16 protein-coding genes are annotated in these 22,367 nt (G+C 59.6%); 8 read left to right on the top strand and 8 right to left on the bottom strand.

Annotated features, from left to right (window positions below; translation table 11 throughout):
• Positions 1-5 precede the first annotated feature (5 nt).
• The 3 genes from CA51_RS25350 (at position 6) to CA51_RS25340 (ending at position 3,033) form a co-directional block, all read left to right on the top strand.
• Positions 6-794, top strand: a complete 789-nt coding sequence (locus CA51_RS25350; protein WP_145123887.1) for a TatD family hydrolase — start codon at positions 6-8, stop codon at positions 792-794.
• Between the two features lie 118 nt (positions 795-912).
• Positions 913-1,590 (top strand): ABC transporter ATP-binding protein, encoded by a 678-nt coding sequence (locus CA51_RS25345; protein ID WP_145123886.1) that lies wholly within the window; start codon positions 913-915, stop codon positions 1,588-1,590.
• Between the two features lie 48 nt (positions 1,591-1,638).
• Entirely contained in the window at positions 1,639-3,033 is a 1,395-nt protein-coding gene (locus tag CA51_RS25340) for an ABC transporter permease (RefSeq protein ID WP_145123885.1), read from the top strand.
• Positions 3,034-3,584: 551 nt separating this feature from the next.
• On the opposite strand, the gene CA51_RS25335 is transcribed toward CA51_RS25340, so the two are convergent.
• The 7 genes from CA51_RS25335 to CA51_RS25310 all read right to left on the bottom strand — a co-directional run bounded on the left by CA51_RS25335 (position 3,585) and on the right by CA51_RS25310 (position 13,903).
• Entirely contained in the window at positions 3,585-4,493 is a 909-nt protein-coding gene (locus tag CA51_RS25335) for a LysR family transcriptional regulator (RefSeq protein ID WP_145123884.1), read from the bottom strand.
• Positions 4,494-4,626: 133 nt separating this feature from the next.
• Entirely contained in the window at positions 4,627-6,045 is a 1,419-nt protein-coding gene (locus CA51_RS25330; RefSeq protein ID WP_197451472.1) for a DUF4832 domain-containing protein, read from the bottom strand.
• 55 nt (positions 6,046-6,100) lie between these two features.
• The gene (locus CA51_RS26030) at positions 6,101-8,452 is read right to left on the bottom strand and encodes a hypothetical protein (RefSeq protein ID WP_197451471.1); all 2,352 of its coding nucleotides are present in this window, start codon (positions 8,450-8,452) and stop codon (positions 6,101-6,103) included.
• A 260-nt stretch (positions 8,453-8,712) separates the two neighbouring features.
• The gene (locus CA51_RS25325) at positions 8,713-11,235 is read right to left on the bottom strand and encodes a DUF1549 domain-containing protein (RefSeq protein WP_145123882.1); all 2,523 of its coding nucleotides are present in this window, start codon (positions 11,233-11,235) and stop codon (positions 8,713-8,715) included.
• A 385-nt stretch (positions 11,236-11,620) separates the two neighbouring features.
• Positions 11,621-12,478 (bottom strand): DUF6159 family protein, encoded by an 858-nt coding sequence (locus CA51_RS25320; protein WP_145123881.1) that lies wholly within the window; start codon positions 12,476-12,478, stop codon positions 11,621-11,623.
• Between the two features lie 79 nt (positions 12,479-12,557).
• Positions 12,558-12,902, bottom strand: a complete 345-nt coding sequence (locus CA51_RS25315) for a hypothetical protein (protein ID WP_145123880.1) — start codon at positions 12,900-12,902, stop codon at positions 12,558-12,560.
• Positions 12,902-13,903: a YdjY domain-containing protein gene (locus CA51_RS25310; protein ID WP_145123879.1), complete on the bottom strand. Its 1,002-nt coding sequence runs from the start codon at positions 13,901-13,903 to the stop codon at positions 12,902-12,904. The genes CA51_RS25315 and CA51_RS25310 overlap by 1 nt, the downstream gene beginning before the upstream one ends.
• Before the next feature lie 193 nt (positions 13,904-14,096).
• Here CA51_RS25310 and CA51_RS25305 point away from each other — a divergent pair, with 193 nt between their 5' ends.
• From CA51_RS25305 to CA51_RS25285, 5 genes are all read left to right on the top strand, one after another.
• Positions 14,097-15,902 carry a hypothetical protein gene (locus CA51_RS25305; protein ID WP_197451470.1) on the top strand — a complete coding sequence of 602 codons (1,806 nt, stop codon included), beginning with the start codon at positions 14,097-14,099 and terminating at the stop codon, positions 15,900-15,902.
• On the top strand, positions 15,899-18,592 hold the full coding sequence (locus CA51_RS25300; protein ID WP_145123877.1) for an MGH1-like glycoside hydrolase domain-containing protein: 2,694 nt from the start codon (positions 15,899-15,901) through the stop codon (positions 18,590-18,592). The genes CA51_RS25305 and CA51_RS25300 overlap by 4 nt, the downstream gene beginning before the upstream one ends.
• Before the next feature lie 17 nt (positions 18,593-18,609).
• A complete protein-coding gene (locus CA51_RS25295; RefSeq protein WP_197451469.1) occupies positions 18,610-19,749 on the top strand; it encodes a dienelactone hydrolase family protein in 1,140 nt (379 codons plus the stop codon).
• A gap of 212 nt (positions 19,750-19,961) precedes the next feature.
• A complete protein-coding gene (locus tag CA51_RS25290; RefSeq protein ID WP_145123875.1) occupies positions 19,962-20,303 on the top strand; it encodes a histidine triad nucleotide-binding protein in 342 nt (113 codons plus the stop codon).
• A gap of 20 nt (positions 20,304-20,323) precedes the next feature.
• Positions 20,324-21,406 carry a class I SAM-dependent methyltransferase gene (locus CA51_RS25285; RefSeq protein WP_145123874.1) on the top strand — a complete coding sequence of 361 codons (1,083 nt, stop codon included), beginning with the start codon at positions 20,324-20,326 and terminating at the stop codon, positions 21,404-21,406.
• A gap of 76 nt (positions 21,407-21,482) precedes the next feature.
• Here the strand turns inward: CA51_RS25285 and CA51_RS25280 are convergent, their stop codons facing one another.
• Complete coding sequence (locus CA51_RS25280; RefSeq protein WP_145123000.1) at positions 21,483-22,301, bottom strand: IS5 family transposase; 819 nt, start codon at positions 22,299-22,301, stop codon at positions 21,483-21,485.
• Positions 22,302-22,367 lie beyond the last annotated feature (66 nt).

The following is a 22,367-nucleotide window of genomic DNA, read 5'->3' as shown; positions in this document are numbered from 1 at the left end:
CAATCGTGAAACTGTTCGACACCCACGCCCATCTCGATAACCCGCGCTACGACGACGATCGCGACGCGTTGATGCAGCGGTCCCGCGACGCCGGTGTCGTCTGCACCTTGGCGATGGGAACCACCGCGGCGTCGAGTCGCAAATGCATCGAGATAGCCGATCGCTACCCCGACGTCTACGCCGCCGTCGGGATTCAACCGACCTACGTCGGCAAACCCGATGCGGGCGATTGGGACGAGATCGTCGAACTGGCCAAACATCCGCGAGTCAAAGCGATCGGCGAGACGGGCCTCGATTGCTACTGGGACGACAACGCGCCGCTGCCGCTGCAACAGACGCTGTTCGAGCAGCACATCGAACTCTCCCGGCAGACCGGACTGCCGTTTATCGTCCACATGCGAAACAGCGAAGTCGAGGTTTTGCAGGTGCTGCAAGACGCGGGCAAACAGGGGCCGGTCAACGGCATCATGCACTCCTTCACCGGCGACTGGGAACTGGCGCAAAAGTGCCTGGACCTGGGGATGGACATCAGTTTCGCCGGGATGGTGACGTTTAAGAAGTCGCAGGATCTTCGCGACGTCGCCGCAAAGATCCCCGCCGATCGGATCCTTATCGAAACCGATTCCCCCTACCTGACGCCGCATCCCTTCCGCAGCAAACGCCCCAATGAACCGTGGTATGTTCAGCACACGGCGGAGTGTTTGGCTGAGGCCCGCGGCGTTTCGGTGCAGCAATTTGCAGACCAGACGACGCAGAACGCCTGCCGCCGGTTTGCTATCGCGTTAGACGCCTAAAATCCAGCGAATCCGAAGCTCCACCAAACAACTTCGCGTTTCGATGCGTACTGTCAGGTTCGAGCCCACGCTGCAAACGCGGCCACATCTCCCTCCCTCCCCCAAAGAAAAGCCTACGATGCTTGAACTTGTTGACGTGAAGAAACAGTTCCCTCAGCCTGGCGGGGGAACGCTGACGGTTCTGGACATCCCCAAGCTTTCGATCGATGCGGGGGAACAGGTCGTGTTGATCGGCCGCAGTGGCGGCGGCAAGTCGACGCTGCTGCACACGATCGCTGGGATCACCAAAGCGGACGGTGGCAAGGTGATCGTTAATGGCTACGACATCGCGCGGCTCAGCGAAGCCGGCCGCGATCGGTTCCGCGCCGGGGCGATCGGTTACGTCTTCCAGACCTTCAACCTGCTGGGCGGGTTTACGGCGCTAGAGAACGTTCGTCTGGGAATGACTTTCGGCAGCGGACGCCACGACATCGCCCGAGCTCGGCATCTGTTGGAACGCGTCGGGCTGGCCGATCGGATGCACTACAAGCCCAGCCAGTTATCGGTTGGTCAACAGCAACGCGTTGCGATCGCGCGATCGCTGGCCGGACGTCCCAAGTTGTTGCTGGCCGACGAACCGACAGCGAACATCGATCCCGCGAATCAACAAACGATCATCGATCTGATCCGCGACACCTGCCGCGAGGAACAGGTGGCGCTGCTGTTGGTTACGCACAGCATGCAGGTAGCGGAACAGTTCGATCGGATCGAAAAGTTCGAAGACCTCAATCGCGCCATGGCGACCGCCAGCATCTAAGACGATCCCGCGTCACCCCGCAATCGAACCGACGGAATTGCAAACACTATGAACCTCTTTAAGATCGCCTGGCGAAACGCCCAACAACGCGGACTGTCGACCCTGCTGACCACGATCTCGTTGGCTCTAGGAGTCGGCTTGGTCGTGCTGGTGCTGTCGATTCACGGCATCGTTTCGGACGCCTTCCAACGCAACGCAACCGTTGGCTACAACCTGGTGGTCGGGGCCAAGGGGAGCCCGCTGCAGCTGACCCTGAACACGGTTTATTACCTCAGTCAACCCGTCGAAAACCTGCCTTACGACTACTATTTGGAGTTCTTTGGCCAGGAGGAGCGAGAGCGGCAACTGGCGGCTTATGGCGGTCACTTGGACGAACCCGATCGCCCCGGCAAATTCTCGCTCTACACCGGCAGCGACTCCGGCGGACTCGTGATTCCCGTCTGCCTGGGCGACTACTTTGGCGAGTACCGCGTCGTCGGAACAACGCCTGCGTTCCTGGATAATCTGAAGCACGGTCCCGACGTCGACCAGCCTTACGAATTTCGCGAGGGGCGGAACTTCCAAACGCACAGCGAAGAGAACGGCTTCTTCGAAGCGGTTGTTGGATCGCGAGTCGCTTCGACGATGAACATCAAAGTCGGCGACACGTTCAACCCAACCCACGGCGATCCCGATGGCAAGGGGCACGACCTCGGATTCAAGATCGTTGGCGTCCTGAAACCGACCGGCACGCCCAACGACCGGGCGACGTTTGTGAACATGGAAGGCTTCTATTTGATGGAAGGCCACGCCAAGCCGAGCGAACATGGCGACGAAGAGGAAGAAGCCGAAGTCGAAGAGGAAGTTGTTGTCGCCGGCGAAGAGGGAGCGGTTCCCAACACTCCGCTGCCGTTGGACCAACGTGAAGTCACCGCGATCCTGCTGCGTCCGTCGCAGACGATGTTTGCGATGATGCTGCAAAACGTGATCAACGAAGGCCTGCAAGCTCAAGCTGCGACGCCGATCGGCGAGATTTCCAAACTGATGGAACAGTTCGTCGATCCGATCCGCTACGTGCTGCTGCTGATCACCGCGATCACCTGCATCGTCGCCGGCGTCGGGATCCTTGTCAGCATCTACAACTCGATGAACGACCGCCGCCGCGACATCGCGGTGATGCGGGCGCTGGGAGCTCGGCGAGGCACCGTGATGTGGATCATCCTGTTGGAGAGCGGCATGATCGCCGTCTTGGGCGGGCTGTTGGGCTGGATCGCCGCGCACGGCGCGATCGCTCTGGCTAGCGGCACGATCGAAGATCGAACCGGCGTCCCCGTCAACTTCTTCAGCACCACATCGGCAGAACTGTACGTCCTGCCGCTGGTCCTGGGACTCGCCGCAATCGCCGGCTTTGTCCCCGCACTGGTCGCCTATCGAACCGACGTCAGCCGCGCCCTAGCGTCTTAAAATCGAAGCGTCGGTCGAGGTTTGCTAGCGAGGCGATTCGCGTCCGGCAGCGGCCTCGGCTGGACGATTTGTAGGGCCAGTGGAAGTGTCGGGCGGAAAAATTGCAACTATTTTTCGCTCAGCGCAAATCCCTTGCGGGAAACCTTAAGTTGCCTGCGGTCCCATTGAATCCGGATTTTACGCTTCAATGGCGATCAATCCAGCGGGCAAATCACGCCCGGAAACCGCACAAAATCAACGCTTTTGAAAAAGTGCTCAATGACTACGTGTTGAAGTAGACAAAGGTTCGGACGGTCGTTAATATTCTTTCCGGACAGCAGCTGAGTGGTTTTCCATAACCTTGGGAGATCGAAAGCTCGGAGATGGCTTTGGCAGCAGGTCCACTTATAACATCTCTAAATCTCATCATGAGTGTATTCGTCGATCGGCGAGTGCACTTTTTTTGTTTGCCTGAGCCAGGTTTCTCACCCTCCCTGGCAATACGAGCACGAAGCGCAAGCGAGTGACAGGAAAATCCACTCGCTTGCGCTTCGTGCTGGTATTGGGGACTGCTAACTCTCGTGCCCCGGTGCCTTTGGCGGATGGTTCTGCACGAACGACCGCAGGCACTCTTGGAAGCGGAGCACTAGCTTGCTCTGGAATCGGTACGGATTCCAGGCCATCACGATCTGTCGCGTTGGTTGGTTGCCGGCGAGCGATCGGTAGATCCGCCGATCCGAAGCGTCCAACGCCCGAGCCATCGCGGGGATCAAACTGATCCCGTGTCCCAGCGTCACCAGTTCCTGGACCGATGCCAGTTGGCTGGTCCGTTCGACCGAGACCGGTTGCAACGACTTCTGCTGGCAGAATTGTACGATGTTTCGCGTCAGGCAGTGCGCTTCGCCCAACAGCACAAACGGCATCGCATCGAGATCGGCCAAGTGGATCTGAGGTTTGTCGCGCAGCGGATGCTGTGGCGACATCACCAGCAGCAGTTCCTCTTCGAACAGGTCTTCGAAATCCAGATGCTTCGCGTCCAATGGTCGAGCGAGGATCGCGAGGTCGGTCTCACCATCGGCCAGCTGTTTCAGCAGGACCTCGGTCGTATCCTCCTGCACGCGAACCGTCGCCGCCGGACAAGCTTGGCCGAATTCGCGCAGCAGCGGCGGCAGGAAATAGGGGACGATCGTCGGAATGCCTGCCAGCCGGATCGTGCCGGTCTCGCCATCGTCGGTGATCTCACGATGGACGTCGTCGACCAGCGCTAAGATCTGGCGAGCCCTATCGTGCAGGATGTGCCCCGCGTCGGTCAGCGCGATCAGCCGCGGTTGACGCTCAAAAACCGGCTGCCCCAGTTCCTCTTCGAGCCGCGCGATCGAACGACTGAGCGCCGGTTGGGAGAGTCCGATCGCTTCGGCAGCGCGAGTGAAGTTGCCAAACTCGGCGACCCTCAAGAAATTGCGTAGCTGATCGAGTTCCAAAGCGACCTCATTGCCAAAGGTTGGCGGAATGGTTGGGGCGGAATGCGCGGCGTCGAATACATATCATTCTGCCCCCATCATTCTGCCAACCTTCCCCTGTAAGTTAACAAAATAAGGTCGAACGTCCTGCGGATCAGCGAGCAACCGCGAAGGTGCCGAGCGTCAGCGTTCCGCTGCGGGGATCGACGGCTTGGTTGGCGAAGCGGAGTGGTTTGCCTGAGGGCATCGGGTTGGGGATCTGCAGCTGCAGTTGATGTTTGCCGGCGGGGAGCTCTGTCGGGTCGAGCGTATGTTCGAACGTCTTCCGCTCTCCCGGTTGGATCATCCGCGGCGACCAATCGGTCGCCAGTTCCCCAATCAACTTTTGATCGCTGGCGATCTGTAACCGAGCGGTCCAGCCGTGGTGATAAAACGGAGCGATCCCGCGGTTTTCGACCGTCACTTGAACCTTGACCGATCCGTCGGGCTGACGCTTCGCCGCCGCAGCGACAACTTGCAGGTCGTAGCCCATTTTCTGAACCGCCTCGATCGCCCGCCGATAACGATCCGCATCGGCTTTCTTGCGACTCAATCCCGTGTCCATCATCCAAGTCGCGTGCGTTACGTCGCGGCACTCATCGAAGCTCTGCGACGCGGCGGTGCAAGGTTCTTTGTCGAAACAGCAGCCCCAGACCTCCGGCCGAATCTCGCCTCCGATCGGCGCGGTCTGCCAACGCTGCGACAAACCAGCGTGCAGCATCTTGGGCCAGAAGTACCAGTCGTCCTGCTTCCGCCCGGTGGGGAGTGTCGAATGAGCAAACGAGTCGTCGTGGTATCCGAAGGGGTAGGTGGTGCTGTCGTAGTAGAGTTCGTCGTTGGGGCCGGCGGGATAACGCAGCAGAACCGGCGTCTTTGGGAACGCGGCGACATACGCATCCAAGATCTCACGCTGCACCTGCTTGCTGGCCCACAGTTCGGTCTTCGGATAGGTGTGCCATTCGCCCCACGTCCCCAACAGCCCCGCGGTGATGTACGCCAGTCGAGGATCGCCGTCGTAGCGTGCGCCCCAGGCGGCGATGAAATCGGTCATCGTTTTCCGCAGGTTGGGATCTTCGTAATCGGGAGTCTCGATCGCGGCCGGTGGGTGCGGCGCGGTGTTGGTGTTCATGTAATAATGAACCTTCAATCCGCCGTCGATCAGAAATTGTGGGATCAGGTTTTTCCTGCCCGGGTATTCCAAGAAGACGCGGACCACGGTCTGCCGGCCGCGCGACGCGATGTCTTCGAGCATCGCATCCATCGGTTGCCAATCGTATTGCCCTGGCCCGGTCACCAGCTTGGCAAGCGGCAGATAGTTGAACTCCATGCTGTACGGAAACCGATCCGCCGGCGGATCCTGATAGGGAACCAAGCCTTTCAGCGGATTGTCGGCAGGCCCCGGGGAGTAGCTGAAATCGGCGGGGGTGAATCGCCACGCCGCGGTCGGCTGGGCAATGGCTGGCGATGCGAGGGCGGCCAGCAAAAGCAAGGCGATCGAAAATGGGAGGCTTGCAAACGGGCGAGTTCTGGTCACGTGGAATCTCCGGTGGTGACAGCACGCTGCGCCGCAATCACCTCTGATTGCCCTCCTACTTCGCAACGACTTCGATTCGATACGGTTGCGATTGTACCAGTGTTTTGCGCCCCGCAGGTTTTGCCAAGGCGGCGATCTCTTTGTCCGCAGCCGCTTTGGCAGCGGTGATCTGCGCCAGCTTCGCATCGAGCGCCTTCTGCTTTTCGGGATCCTGCTCCGCGGTGCGCTCCGTTTTGGTCGCCTGTTCGACAGAGTCGAGGTGCTTGCGGTACGCGACAGCTCGGGCATGAGCTGGTTGGTTGGGGATCACGCTGACCGCGGCGTTGGATTGCAAATAGAAATCGTAAACGCCCGGCTTGGCATCTTTGGGAACGGGGATCGCATAATCGGCGGTCGCTGTTTTTTCATCGATCGTGATTTCGGGAACCTTCCAATTCGCGGCCAGTCCGATCGCTTTGAACTTCAGCGGCGACTTAAAGTCCATCCGCCGCGTGACGTTGCACTTCACCGTGTGCGTCTCTTCCGGCTTCACCTGCGGCGTCGCTTCGGGATGCGTCAGGTCGATCGATGCGTGAGACGAATCGCCCGCCAGGGAAAGCATCAGCGTCGATGTCGTCCGCGCCGCGGCTGCGGTTGTCGTGACGTTGGCGCTTGGACCAACGCAGACGACCGGGATCGCTGTCGTTTGAAATTCCTTGTCTCCCATCGTGGCGGTCGCCGTGACGGTGATCGGCGTCGCATCAAACGCAGCTTGTTCGGCAGCCGACAACAGCAGCGTCGTCGCGTTTTCGCCAGCGGAGATGATCGATGGCCGGACGATGATGCCGTCGGGAAGTCCAGCGGCTGCGACTTGGATCTCGCCCGCGAAATCTTCGCGATCGACTTCGACAACCAACGGAATCGTTTCTCCCTTGCGAACGGCTAAGGAATTCGAAGGGTAGTGATTGGCGTTGTCGATCCGCAGTTGTTTGACCAGCGCGTAGGCGCGGAACCGGGGCCGCGGCGTCCGCAGCGTCAAGCGATATTGGATCGGTGGGCCGTCGTTGGCCGCACTGAATTGGTCGCCCACGCGAATGTAAAACGGACCATCGCGATCGGCCTTAAACGCTCCCGAAGGATCGACGCTGGAGCGATGATACGGATTGGTTCGCTCTTTGTCGCGGGCCGGATGGTCATCGAAAAACTGGACCTGCACCGCGTTCTGCTTGCCGTCTGCGGCGGTGTCGACGCGGAAGATGCCCAGCACCGGATCGCAGGTCTGCCCAAGCCGACTGGCGAACAGGTCGACCTTCACCGTTTGGGCCTTCTTCGCGTCGAAGCGATACCAATCGGCATCGCGTCCCGCAGCAAAGATCCCCGAGACTTCGCTGTCGATCGCGATCGGCATCGCTTGCGGATGCGAATCGTTTGGTTCCTGTTCGACGTTCACATCGACATCGGTCAGCGCGATGCTGTGCCCGTCGACTCGCAGCGTGTCGTCGAGGAATCGATCCATCGTTGCGGTGGTTGGTCGACCGACGGGCGGAGTCGCGGCTGCCGATTCAGGAGCGGTGATCGTCCGCTGCGACGTCTGCCATGGGCCAATCTTGCCCGTCGGTTCTTCGAGCCCCAGCCCTGTCAGCGTGATCGTTGTTTCGGTGTTCGCTTTGGCCGCGATCGGTTGGACCCAGCGGACGACCGGGCCGCGATGCAGTTTGATCGCAAAGAAGGCGTTGTCGCCGCCGGCAAACAGATGGTCGGCGATGGCCAGGTAGTATTTGCCCGGAGCCGGCGGGGTGAACAGCACGACAGGATCTTCGCGAGTCGGGTCGGTTGCCGCTCGGACAAGCCGCCGTCCCGATTCGTCGAGGACTTCGATCTCCAGTTCCGACGCGGAGTCGATGCTGCCAGCAGCGGCTTCGATCACGATCGGGTCTTTGGAATCGAGTTGGAACGCGATGTAAGCGAATCCGCTGGCGCGAACCGTTCCGGTAACCCAGCATGGCAGCGTCGCGACGGCCGCTTTTTCCAGAGTGCTGGTGTCGGCTGGCATCGTCACGACGGGTAGGTCGGTGACGATCAACCGCAGCGGATTGCTGCTGCCGTGAAAGCCGTCGGCGCGGATTTCGTAAACGCCCGGCTTCGCTTTGGCGGTGACTTCAAAGTGACCGTAATCGGGCTCGGTCGCTTCCGCCGCAAAGGCCTTGCCCGGGCGGGTTTGCAGTGCCGCGGTGATCGCCGGATCGGAGAACCACAGACGATCGATATCGACAAGATCGCTGCCGACCAAGCGGACTTTGGTCGGTTGGTCGACTTGAATAACTGGCGGCTGAATCGCTCGCAGATGCCCGATTGGGTATTGGGCGGAGACCTGTGTCGACAAGCCCGCCGTGGTCAGCAACAGCGCAAGGGTTAGGAGAGTTCGCATGGTGGGATGGCCTTGCCGGAGCGTTTGCGATCTTGGGAGGGAGGGAACTGCAGGTGTCGGTAAGCAGCAAGTAGGTAATTTTCTAGTTTAACCGCGTGGGCATCGCCCCGCGTTTTTCAGGGCCGCGCGGCCCGATGGGCACGCGGTTAAACGAAAAAAGCAATACGACCTTCTTAGTACCGTCGCGATCAATGGTTGGGCGGGAACCCATCGGGCGGGCGACCGCAACGTTTTGCAGTCGCCCGCGTCGCGGAGAGCGATCAGTGGTTGAACAAAAACTCTTTGGTGTTGATGATCGCCCAGACCAGATCTTCGATCGCAAGTCGGCGGTCGGGTTTGCTGGCCAGGTAATCGGTCGCCGCTTTCGCTTCGGTTTCAATCGGCTTACGCGACAACGCGGCCAGGTAGAGTTCTTCGACAAGGGCGTCGTCGGCCGATTTCTCAGCCGCCAGCCGGGCGATGCGACCACCGGCCCCCGTCAGCTTGGACTGCACTTCTTTACTGTTGATCAAGTGCAAGCACTGGGCCAGATTCGATTCGCCGCTCCGTTCGCATTCGCAGGCACTGCTTCCAGCGGGGCGGCCAAAGACCGATAGGAAGTAGGAGTTGAAGCCGTTGTCGGGCAGCTCGTAAGGGCTGGTTCCCGCGGGCATGCCGGCGAACTGCGTCGGGACCTCGGTCACCGTGTCGATCGCCGAAAGCAAAGTTTCGGCGGCCAAGCGACGTGGGTAGAAACGCGAGAAGTTCAGCTTGTCGTCGGCGTTCCAGTCGTTGGGTTCGCTGGAGCGTTGGTAGGTTTGGGAGGTGCAGATCAGGTGCGTGAGCGCCTTCAGATCGTAGCCCGAATCGACGAACCACTGCGCCAGGCCATCCAGCAGTTTTGGGTTGCTGGCCGGGTTGGTGACTCGCATGTCATCTTCGGGATCGACCAAGCCGCGGCCGAAGTAATGCTTCCAGTAGCGATTGACGATCGCGCGGGCGAAGAAGGGGTTGTCGGGATTGGTCAACCAATCGGCCAGATCGGTCCGCGGATCGTCCCAGGCGTCGACGGTTAGCGGTTCGTTGCCAAGGCTGGTCGGCGGAACGGCTTGCTTGTTTTTCGGATTGGTCGCCGTCGCGTTGCCGGGACGATGCACGACCAACAGCTCACCCGGCGTGTCGCCCGTCTTGCGACCGACGCGCGAGAAGAAGGCGGTTAGGCCGTAATAATCTTGCTGGCTCCAGACTTCAAACGGATGGTGGTGGCAGCGGGCGCACTGCAGTCGCAGCCCCATGAACAACTGGGCCGTATCTTCGGTAAGCGATTCGGGGTCTTTGACCTCACGGTACCAGCCGACAGCGGCGTTTCGGTCGGGAGAGCCCGATGCGGTCAGCAGGCCGCGGACCCATTGGTCGTAGGGGACGTTGTTGTCGAACGCTTCGTGCAACCAACGGTAGAAGGCAAACGTCGACTCGCGGTCGGTCGCTGCGTTTCGTTTGTTCCGCAAAATCGCCGACCACTTGGTCGCGAAGTGCGATGCGTAATCGGGGGAGGCCAGCAGGCGATCGATCAGTTTTTCGCGACGCTCTGGATCGGTGTCGTCGATGAACGCACGCGTCTCTTCGATCGACGGCAAGCGACCGACGATATCGATCGTCGCGCGGCGTAGGAACGTCGTGTCGTCACACGTTTGCGATGGAGGCAGCCCCAGTTCCTGCAAGTTTTCGAAAACCCAACCATCGATCGGATTGCTGAGCGATTCCGGCGCTGGCACTTCCAGCCCCAGTGGGATCGATGCGCGGAACACGCCAACGTGACCTTGGTAGCGAGCCATCACCGCAACCGAACCACTCAGTTTGTCGACCGATACGAGCCCCGCATCGTCGACTTCCGCCATCGACGTGTCGTTCGATTCGAAGGCGGTGGTTCGCGTGACATCCTGTGTCGAGCCATCGCTGTAGCGGGCGACAACGGTTATTTGTTGAGCGCTGCCACGCTGCATCGTCATTTGCAACGGCAGCACATCGATTCCGACAACCACGGGATCGTCGGGGCTTCCGTAGGGCATGCCTTGAGCGATCCAGCGACGCATCACGCGGTAGGAAGGGCTGTCGGTTGCGACCAGCGATCCGCCGCCGTGAGGGACGACGCCCGATGCTTTCTGCAGCAACAGGCTGTGATCGGGAGAGGTCGGGAAGACGCGGCGGTTGCGTCCTTCGGCGACTAGCCATTCGTAATCTTCCTGCGGTTCAAATCCCAGCAGCGACATGCGGAAGCCGTTTTGGCCGCCGCTTTTGCCGTGGCATCCGCCGCCGTTGCAGCCGAATTTGGTGAAGATCGGCGTGATCTGATCGGGGAAGTTGATCGGGACGTCGTTGACCAAGTTCTCCACGCGGACGGCGATCTTCGCTGTCTGCTGCGTCGCGTCGTCGGCTCCCAAAATCGCCGCGGTGACGGTGCAGTCTCCTTCGGCTAGCGTGCTGATGTATCCGGTTTCCGAAACGTCGACGATTCCGGACGGTTGCGGTTGCCACTGGACATCACGCGTCACGTCGCGGATCTGTCCCGATTCGTAGTGACCCAGCACAACGCATTGCTGTGCGATGTCGCGGCCGCGGAGGGTGATGATGCCATCGACCTCGCGTCCGGTGACGATCTCGATCGATAGCAATTTTCCTGGAGCTCCCATGCCCGGCGGTTCCACCGCAGCGGAGGTCGGCTCCGACGTGGCTGGACTCGCCGCGTAAAGAGTCCCAACGAGGGGAAGTGACAACAACGCAATCAGACAGCACGTCGCACGCATGACTCGAAATCCAAATCGAGGTGACGCGGTCTACTGCATTCAAGGTGGGGCGAGGGGCAGGAGACCGCTGAAGGAGGGCATTTAATGGCAGTCGGAAGAGTGATTATCCGCCATCGAATTGCAGATATCAAGTCTTTCCAGCGATTTCGGTGGTTTTCCGCCAGCCGGTTTAACGCTAGCAATCTCGTTTAACGGCGGCGGCAACGTCCCACGCACGCATCTATCGTAGTGGACGAGGTCACGAGTCCCTTCGAGCTTTAGGGATTGGGTGAAGGACTCGTAGCCTCGTCCACGACGAGGCCGAGTGCGTTTGCTGAGATTGGACGCGCGGCCCGTTGGGCACGCGGTTAAACGATTGGGGCGTAACGCGTTGGGTGCGAAGGGCTTAGGCTTTTGCGAAGACGCCGCGGAGGTTGTTGGCTTCGAAGCCGCCGGGGGCGTCGCCGCTGGAGCCATACATATAGATAGCGGCTTGCACGATCGCCGACATCGCGCTGGAGATCAGCGAAACCAGCAGCAATCCGATCACTCCCAAGACGATCACAGCGATTCCAGCTGCTCCGATCGAAGCTGTTAGGAAGCCGCCGCCAACGATCAAGGCGATGCAAGGGAGCGAGGCGAGGAAGCCGAAAAATCCGATTCCTCCCTTGGCACCCAGCGATTCTCCCCAGGTGCTTTTCAGGATCGTTGCCGATCGTTTGAGGGCTTCGAACGGGCCGGCTTTCTCGATCACCAGTACCGGGACAACAAAGAAGCTGGCCGCCGCCCAGGCCATCCCCAACAATCCCGAAACGATCGCGCCGACCTTCTCGCTGCGACTCTCGATCACTCGCAAGATCACGCCGACGGTGGCGCTAAGCAATGCCCAACCGGCGATCTGGGGCAGTCGAGACATCGCGGCGGAGATGCCGTCCGATAGCGTCGGTCGCTCGCCGTAGAAGCTTTTCACCGCGCATGCGATCAAGGCGGAGTTGAAGAAGACGATCACGAAGTAGTTGACGAAGTAGAAGGCAAACAGAACCGCCAGGTAGAGCGGGTTCTGCATCGGGTCGCCCGCTTCCTGTCCCTGTTCGATGGCGTTTTCCACCGCGCCGGTCATCACCAAGGGGATGGCGAAAGAGATCATCACCAGGGTGCAGCTGATTCCGCTGAGCAGCGGGAAGATGATCAGTTGCTTATCGCGTTGCAGTACGCCCAGGCTCTGTTTGGCCAGTGCATACCCATTACTTAATCGTTCGAACATCGTCCTGCCTCTGTGAATGCTTTTGTTGTGTTAATCGTCCGCCGCCCCGGCAGCAGCTTGTGTAGATAGAATAGTTCGTTCACCACGTCATTGGTTTGCCCGCGCGGAGATCGTCGCGAACCTTCTTAAGGATCACGGGGAGATCGAAGACGCGGCGAGCGGAGTTCTGGTCGGGATCCAAGACAGCGACTTCGATCGCCCCTTCGACACACATCGCCATCGTGCGAACCAGATCGATTGGGCTCGGTTGCAGACATTGTGAGTTCTGCAGTTGAGCATCGGTTGCGTATTGTTGGGCTTTGGCTTGGTCGGTGAACATCGCCAGTGCGATCCGATCGTCCTGCATCTGCCAGCAGGCCGGACCGGCATCGGAGAGCAACAGCCAGGGTTGCAGGTTCACCGATTCGGAGGAGAGGTCATCCATTAAGAATCGCTCCCGGCGTCGGGAGTTGTGGGTTGCGTGGCGGGCGAATCTTTGGGGCCCAGACTGTCCAGATCGGCATCGAGTTTCGCATCGGCCGCCGGTTTGTCCGCCGGCTTCGCATCGGCCGCGTTATCTTTGTCCGCTGGTTTTGCGTTCAAGGCCGGTGAGACGGGGATCATCACCATTCGGATCGGCGTCCCACGCGGTGGCATGTTTTCGGTGCACGCGCTGAATTCCAAGTACTCCGCGTCTTTGCTGCTCTCGATCGGAACGTCCAGCGTTGCCGAAGCGAAGTTCGAAACGCAAATGAGGTCGCCGTCGTCGGCTGAATAAAAGTCGCGTCCGCTGCGAGGGTCGGTCCACCATTGGCTGCCCGCAAAGACGAAATCGGTGTTCAACTGCTCTTTGGTTCCGGTCTTGCAGATCCATTCTTGCGCCTTGGCTCGATGGCGTTTGCCCTCCTTGTCGCGCCACAGCACCCAGATCGCGATCCGATCGCCGGTGGGGGGCGAGAACTTGGGTTGGAACTGAACCGGCCGGCCGGGGGTCGCTCCCACGGCCAACAACGCCGCGTGGACATATTGGCTGCGCGCCAGCACGGCGACTGCCGATTCGTGTTCTTTGGTCCCCGCCGGACAGGCGAACATCTCCAACAACCCCTCCTGCACGGCGACGTATCCGTCGACGATCACCCGGCGATTTGGTTTGTCGATCCACAGTCGGGCGTCGGGAGCCAACCGCGTTGCACCTTTAGGGGCGTCAAAAGCGGCGATCACTCCTTTGATCGTTGGACTCTCGCTCTCCTCTGGCGTCGGCGGCCGTTGCGGTCGGTCGGGATCTTCGCTGGCTGGCAGGTCGGCGATCGGTTTGCTGGTGTCGGCGGGCTGAGCCGTCGCGGATCCGAGGCTCACGAGCGTCAACAACAGACAGGCCAACGAGCGAGGGACCCACACAGCGCTCTTTTGGTTGCCGTGTCGCAGTTGAATTAGGTTGGCAAGCATCGGATATCCTTCTCGCGTGGGTGAGCAAAATGCAAATGTCGATGGCGATGAAGAATCGCAGCGAACAACGATCTTCGCCCCAACAGGCATTGCATCGCAGGTTGGATCAGAAAGAATAGGCATCGACAGTCCCCGGCCGTAGGGCAAATTGGCTCCACAGGTCGGCAGCAAGTATCTTAGCATCGTATCCACCATGACGACTACAACATTGACACAACGAACTGAATCACCCCAAATCGATGCGAGCGAGGACTATCTGATGGACAGCGAAAACGCTTGGGGTGAATTGATCGTCCAGTTGACCCGGCGGCAGACCAGCCGTCGCAAATTGAAGGCCGATCCGGTTTGGGAGATGTTTTCCGACCTGCCGCTATTCGCTGGCAACGCCGACGTCGACACTGCATTGGCGGATGCCGCCACTGCCCTGATCGCTGCGGCTCGCACAAAAGAAGAGGCTGCCGACGCGAAGCCTTCCGAGTTCGATTGGTCAGCCGCAGCGGCGGCGCTCTCCGGCAGCGCGCCAACCGAATCGGATCTGTTGACCTGGGGCTACGTGCTGCCATTGTTAGCCGACACGTTGGGCGAGGCGCAGTGGTGGGAGGTGTTGGGCGTTTTAAAGTCGGCTCGGCAAGCGGCACTCACCGACCTGCCAGTCGAAAGTTCGCGTCGAGTGATCTTGGCGGCTGAACTGGGGTTGGTATTGGCTTGGGGGCTGAAGAACTTTCAGACCTCGGTTCGTTTAGCCGAGTCGAGCTGGGGCGTTTATTGCGAGTACTTGGAATGCGAAGACGATCGCTTGCAGGAGCTGTTGTCGGACGGAGCCCAGCGGTTGCCGAAAGCGTTGGCGTCGGCGCTGCGATCGCTGCAGATCGCCCGCGTCGGATTTAAGCACAAACCGACCAACGAGCAGCTGGGCGAATTGAATGAGATGGCGGCGTGGCAGTCGCATCTGGTCCGCTGGAACGGTTCGTTGTGTTTGCAGCCGATGGAGCCCAAGCTGTCGAGCGATCTGTTGGGCACGGCGACGCGATTGTTAAAGGATCCGGGGCTGCGGATGGCTTACGATTTCGCTTGCCGCACCGCCGACAAGGCTTTGAAGAATAAACTGACAACCGAAATCGAACTGCCCGAGAGTGGGATGTATTGCGATTCGGCCGGCTTGGTTTCGATGCGTCCTTCGTGGTTCCGGCATCACGGTTGGGTCGTGGCCGATTTTCATTCGCAGCCCGCGCCGCGGATCGAACTGTCCGCCGGCAAGCGGATGATTTTGGAAGGGGCTTGGGAAGCGACGATTCAAATCGATGGCCAGGATTGCCAACCGCGCGGCGATTGGGAAGAGGTCTGTTGGCACAGCGACGACGACGTCCACTACATCGAGATGGAGCAGTGTTGGACGCATGGCGTGACGCTGCAGCGACAATTGATGGTCATCCGCGAGGATGGGGCGGTGCTGTTGGCCGATACCGTGCTGTCTCCCGATGACGGCGAGATCTTCTACCGTTCCAGCGTCCCGGTGGCGGCGACGATGCAGGCGGCTGCCGACGCGGAAACTCGCGAGGTGGTGCTGCACGATAACAAGCCGCGGGCGATGGTCCTGCCGATCGGATTGTCGGAATGGCGAGTCGGTCGCAGCCCGGGGAAGATGGAGGTCGCCGAGGGGCGCTTGACGGTCAGCGGCCGCGGCGAAAAGCGGCTGTACGTTCCGGTCTGGATCGATCTAGAACGCCGTCGTTTCGATCGCCCGCGGACGTGGCGGAATCTGACGGTGGCGTCGCGGTTGGTGATCGCCCAGGCGAACGAAGCGGTCGCGTCGCGCGTTCAGTTTGGATCGGAGCAATGGATCGTGTTCCGGTCGCTCAGCGAACATAAGGCCTATACGTTCTGCGGGAAACACTTGGCTGCCGACTTCTATTGCGGCCGGTTCGATCCAAGCGATGGATCATTGGAAGATTTAATCACCGTCGAAAATGCGTCGGATTCACAGGATGGGAATGCATGAAAAAGTCGATCACGGCCGAAGAACAGCGTTTGTTAGCCAGCAACGAGCGGACGGGAAACTGGCAGCGTTGGGGGCCTTACCTTTCGGAGCGTCAGTGGGGGACGGTTCGCGAGGACTATTCGGAAAGCGGCGACAGCTGGCAATACTTTCCGCACGACCACGCCCGCAGCCGCGCCTATCGTTGGGGCGAAGACGGATTGATGGGGATCACCGATCGCCAGGGTCGACTCTGCTTTGCTCTGGGGTTATGGAACGGCCGGGATCCGATTCTCAAAGAGCGGCTGTTTGGGCTGACCGGCCCCGAGGGGAACCACGGCGAAGATGTCAAGGAATGTTATTATTACCTGGACAGCACGCCGACCCATTCGTACATGCGAGGCTTGTACAAATATCCGCAGGCTCGCTACCCGTACGAAGACCTGGCGGCGGTCAATCAAAGTCGCAGCCGCAACGAGCTGGAATACGAACTGACCGACACGGGAGTCTTCGACGAAGATCGCTACTTCGATGTCGATGTTCGTTACGCCAAACAGGCTCCGGACGACATCCTGATCCGTGTGCTGATCACCAATCGCGGACCCGACGCCGCCGTCTTGCACGTCGTGCCTCAGTTGTGGTTCCGCAACACGTGGACCTGGCACTGCACTCACGAAGGCTGCACCGCGCGGCCTCATCTGTCGTTGAACGATGACGGGCGAATCGTCTCGCGACACGAGACGCTTGGTGCGTTCCAGTTTGCCGCCGACACGGGGCCTCAAGGCGAGGAACCAACATGGCTGTTTACCGACAACGAAACCAACTCCGACCGGCACCCCGACCTGCCCTGCGAGAGCGAATACTATAAGGATGCGTTTCACCAATACGTGATCGAAGGGGATACCAAAGCGGTGAACCCCAAGCAGCATGGGACCAAAGCGGCTCCCTATTATCTGCTGCGGATGAAGCCGGGCGAGCAGGTTCAGTTGCAGTTTCGGCTGGCGGGGAACCAAGACATTCCTAGCGGCGATTGGTTTGGCGATGCGTTTGACGCCAGCTTTGAAGAACGGGCGTCGGAGGCGGACAGCTATTACGACAACGTGATTGCAAAATCGCTGAGCCCCGAAGAGCGGAACATCTCGCGGCAGGCGTACGCCGGGCTGCTGTGGACGAAGCAGTTCTATCACTTTGTCGTCGACACCTGGCTCAACGGCGATCCCAACGGACCGCCTGCTCCCGCGTCGCGTCAGAACATTCGCAACAAAGACTGGCGGCATCTGTTCAACCGCGACGTGTTGAGCATGCCCGACAAGTGGGAGTATCCGTGGTTCGCGGCTTGGGACAGTGCATTCCACATGATCCCGATGGCGCGGTTGGATCCGCATTTCGCCAAAGAGCAGCTGATCCTGTTCTTGCGGGAATGGTACATGCACCCCAATGGCCAGATCCCCGCGTACGAATGGACCTTCTCCGACGTCAATCCGCCGGTCCACGCTTGGGCTTGTTGGAGTGTCTATGAGTCGACTGGAGAACCCGGCGAGCGCGATCGGCTGTTTTTAGCGCGGACCTTTCAAAAGCTGCTGTTGAATTTCACTTGGTGGGTCAATCGCAAAGACCCTCGCGGGCGGAACGTCTTCTCCGGCGGCTTCTTGGGCTTGGATAACATCGGAGTCTTCGACCGCAGCAAACCGCTGCCCGATGGCGGCTACATGGAGCAGGCGGACGGGACCGGGTGGATGGCGTTTTATTGCGGCACGATGCTGCGTATGGCGTTGGAACTGGCCGACAATAATCCCGCTTACGGCGACATGGCCAGCAAGTTCCTGGAGCACTACGTGGCGATCGCTGAAGCGATGAACTCGATCGATGGCGACGGTCTGTGGGACGAGGCGGACGGCTTCTATTACGACCATCTGTACATCAAAGATCACGGCACGCCGATGCGGATCCGTTCGATCGTGGGGCTGATCCCACTGTTGACCGGTGTGATTTTGGATGAAGAGGTGATCAACCGCTTGCCCGGATTTAACAAGCGGATGAAGTGGTTCTTGGATTCCAAGCCGGATCTCCGCGATCGGATGACGTATGCGGAACGGAAGGATCCCAACAGCCAACAGCCCTGCCATCGATTGCTGGCGATTCCGTCGGAGGCTCGCTTGCGGCGGTTGCTGTCGATCATGTTGGACGAATCGGAGTTCCTGTCGCCGTACGGAATCCGTTCGCTCTCGGCGGCTCACCGCGAAGATCCGTTTGTGTTCGAATTGCACGGCGTCCGCAACGAGGTGCAATACGTTCCTGGCGAGAGCGATTCGTGGATGTTTGGCGGCAACAGCAACTGGCGCGGGCCGGTCTGGATGCCGTTGAACTTCTTGATCATCGAATCGCTGCGGACCTATTACCAGTTCTGCGGCGATACCGTTCAACTGGAATGCCCGACCGGTTCGGGGCAACTGATGACGTTGCTTGAGATCGCCGAAGAGTTGGAGCGACGGTTGACGACGCTGTTCAAAGCCGACGACGAGGGGCATCGCCCGATCCACGGCGGCGAAGCGCGATATGCCGAGGATCCCGCATGGAACGATCTGGTCCTGTTCTACGAGTACTTTCATGGCGACAACGGTCGCGGTCTGGGAGCGAGTCATCAAACCGGATGGACCTCGTTGGTCGCGACGATGTTGGATCATCAAGCCCAATCGACGTCGAAACGCTCCTAAAAACAAAAGGCAATCCGATGATGAAATCCGTTCCGATGTTGCTGGCGATTCTGTTGGTCCCAGCGTTTGCAGACGCTCAGAATCGGGTGCAGCCCGAGCTGATGGAGGTTCCCGAGATCCGTTCGTCTTGGGACGATCTGACCGAGGGGATCGCGACGAAAGAGGACTGGATCGCGCGTCGCGAGGTCCTGAAGCAGCGGTATCTGGATCTGTTGGGCGACAAGCACAAACCGGAAAAGCCGCCGCTGGATCTGATCGTTCACGAAGATGTGGTCGTCGACGGTTTGTACCGCCGGCAGTGGATCAGTTATGCCGTCGAAGCGGACGAGCGAGCCCACGCCTATCTGGGAACGCCGCTGGAGTTCGACGGAAAGGCTCCCGCGATCGTAGCGCTGCACGGTACGTACCAGCACGGCAGCAAGCGGGCGGCGGGGCTGATCGACAACCCTGACAAAGCCTATCTCGATCATCTGTGCCGTCGCGGGTATGTCGTGATCGCGCCGGAGCACTTCGTGTCGGGCGAGCGGACGCCGGCCGCGGGAGCTTACGACACCGCCGCTTTTTACGAGAAGCATCCCCAGTGGACGGCGGTCGGGAAATTCACGTACGAGCACTCGATTGCCATCGACGTTTTGCAGAGTCTACCGCAGGTCGATGCCCAGCGGATCGGAGCGCTTGGGCATTCGTTGGGAGGCCACGGCACCTTTTTTCTGGCTGCTTATGACGATCGCATTCAAGCCTCTGCGTGCAATTGTGGAGCGTCTTTCTTTCGGCACAATCCCAACGTCGAAGGCTGGGGACGCAACCGTTGGTACATCTATTTCAAGCCGATTCGCGAGGGGCTGCTGAAAGGGGAGTTGCCGCCGATCGACTTCCACGAGATCATCGCCTTGATCGCTCCGCGGGCGTTTCTGGACGTCTCCGGTTTGAACGACGGCCATACTCCAACGCAGAAACAGCGACTGTTGATGCTGATGAAAATCATGGATGTCTACGAACTCAATGGGGTGCCGGAGAACCTCGGCTTCTACGTTCACGGCCGCAAGCATTCGGTGGCTCACGAATCGCGGCAATTGATCTATGGATGGATGGACGCGCATCTGAAACCCGTCGAAGCGACGCAGACGCACCTCGTCGTTCCCGCCGCCGAGGAATGATTTCCTAGCCAAGTCCACGCAAATCAGCCGCTAGCGCGTGGCGGTTGGTCGTTCAAGTTGAATAAGTCCCGGTCGCAGAACGACGCGGTGACGGATCGCAGTGGGCTGGGTAGAATGATGTTGCCGGAGACCGCTCCGCCTGCTGGCTGCTGTTTCACGCCGGCTTGGTATTTTTCTGAGCCGCCGAGTCCCATCGCTTACCAAATCATCCGATGACTGAAACCATCTTCTCCAAGATCATCCGCAAGGAAATCCCCGCCAAGATCGTCTTCGAAGATGATCTCTGTCTGGCGTTTCACGATATTGCTCCCAAAGCTCCGGTTCACGTGTTGGTGATCCCGAAGAAGGTGATCCGCAGCGTTGCCGATCTGGAGCCGGAAGATCACGCGTTGATCGGGCACTTGTTTGGCGTGATCCGCCAAGTCGCCGAGCAATTGGGGCTGGAGAAAGGTTATCGCGTGATCACCAACAGCGGCCCCGAGGGAGGTCAGGAGGTGCTGCATCTGCACTTCCACGTGCTCGGCGGCCGGCAACTCACCTGGTCCCCGGCGTAACCCAACACTCACGGAACCCAATGCCTGACAGCCCGCTCTCCGAATCATCTCCTCACGCTTTGCCCGCTCGGCCGGCGGAACAGTTTCTGATCCAACAGTTCAGCGAAGGCAATCTGCTGCCCGCCGCAGGAGACGTGTTGACTACGTCGTTGGGTCGCGCTCAATTAGCCGCCGTGTTGGCTGCGTCGAACCAATACAACCGCGTCGATTGTTGGTACATCGATCTGTATCAAGCGAACCATGCGCGGGCTCACCATCCCGAGCCTCCGGCGTCGCTGAACATCGTCTGCCAGCCCGATCCTCCCGAACATCAGTACGATCTGGCGGTCCTGCCGCTGGGCCGCCGCGGCGAGACCGAACTGGTCCGCGATCAATTGCAATCCTTCTTCAATGCGTTGAAGATCGGTGGCCAGTTGTGGGTCGCTGTCGACAACCCGAACGACAAATGGGTGCACGAACAGATCGTCAAGCTGGGCGTGAAGCTGACGACCATCTCCGGCGGCGATTCGATCGTGTACGGTTGCGTGAAGACGGCGGAACTGAAGAAGCAGAAGAACTACGGCTGTGAGTTTGCGATCCGCGATCGCGGCCGGTTGTTGAAGGTCTACTCCCGCCCCAGCGTCTTTTCGCATCGGCGGATCGATCCGGGAGCGCGACATCTGATCGACGCGATGCCGATCGAAGCGGGGATGCGTGTCTTGGATCTCGGCTGTGGTGCCGGAACCGTCTCGCTGGCCGCGGCTACGGCCGCCGATGATGTGACGGTCCACTGCATCGACAGTAATTCTCGCGCGGTGCAGTGCACGTTGGCCGGAGCCGAATTGAATCAGTTGACCAACGTGACGGCAAACGTTTCGGACACCGGGCAGATCGACGCGCCGGGGAGCTTCGATTTGGTCCTCGGCAATCCACCCTACTATGCCGATTTTCGGATCGCGGAGTTGTTCATGGCGACCGCGCACAAAGCGCTTCGCTCGGGCGGACGTGTCGTCTTGGTCGGCAAAGACGAAGAATGGTACACCGACCAGATGCCGGTGTTGTTTCACAGCATCGAGATCCAGCCGGTTAAAGGATACCTCGTGGCCAGCGGCACCCGGTTGTAGAAGGTCGCCTTTCGCTCCGCGAAAGTGCGTGCGCGAACAAATTGCTAGCACGAAGCGCAATACTAGGCACTGTTTATTAAAGCAGTTTGAGCACTCGCCGCATGGCGGCGAGTTGAACGAAAGCAAGGTACGAACAGGCAAGTTTATCGTATCGCGTCGCCACTCGGCGAGATTCTTTTAGCCAGCCGATCAGTCGTTCGATGATATTGCGGCGGCGGTAAGCTTCGCGATCAAAATTCGCATCCCGTGATTCGTTAGCCTTCGATCCGATGACCGGTTTGATCTGGCGGTCGCGGATGAACTGGCGAATCGCGTTACTGCTGTATCCCTTGTCTCCTGCGATCACTTCAGGACGACTGTCGTAGCGATGAAGACTTAGTTCACAGCTTGCGATGAGATTCTCAAGTTCCGTCGACTCGTGGCGTTGACCGCCAGTCGCCGTGATTCCGAGCAACGTTCCCTCGCCATCGCATAGCACATGAATTTTCGTCGAGTATCCGCCTCGAGAACGTCCCAGAGCCACTAATTCATCGTTCTTTTCGCTCTGCGGAATCATACCCGAAGCGCTGCGGTGAGCCCGAATGACGCTACCGTCAACGCACCAAAGCGACCGGTCAATCTTCTCCAGTGCGTCCAGTCGCTTCAGTAGTGTTTGATAAATTCTGGCCCAGAGCCCTTCCTTGGTCCATCGTCGAAATCTGGCGTAGACCGTTTGCCATTTCCCCAGTTGCTCAGGTAGATCTCGCCAGGGGCTTCCAGTCTTCGTGATCCAGAGTATCCCATCTATTACCGTGCGATGGTTGCTCCACCGTCGTCCCGGCTTACCGGGGCGCTGCTTGGGCAGCAGATGACGGATTGCATTGAACTCCCGATCTGTGAGACGATGGCGTGGCATTTGGCTTCCTCCTTGGAGCACTTTGGTAGGTACTCCGGGAGGTTGCCGAATGCGTTTCTGTTTGAC

The organism is Rosistilla oblonga (assembly GCF_007751715.1).
Classification (GTDB): domain Bacteria; phylum Planctomycetota; class Planctomycetia; order Pirellulales; family Pirellulaceae; genus Rosistilla; species Rosistilla oblonga.
This window is presented reverse-complemented; position numbering and strand designations above follow the sequence as displayed.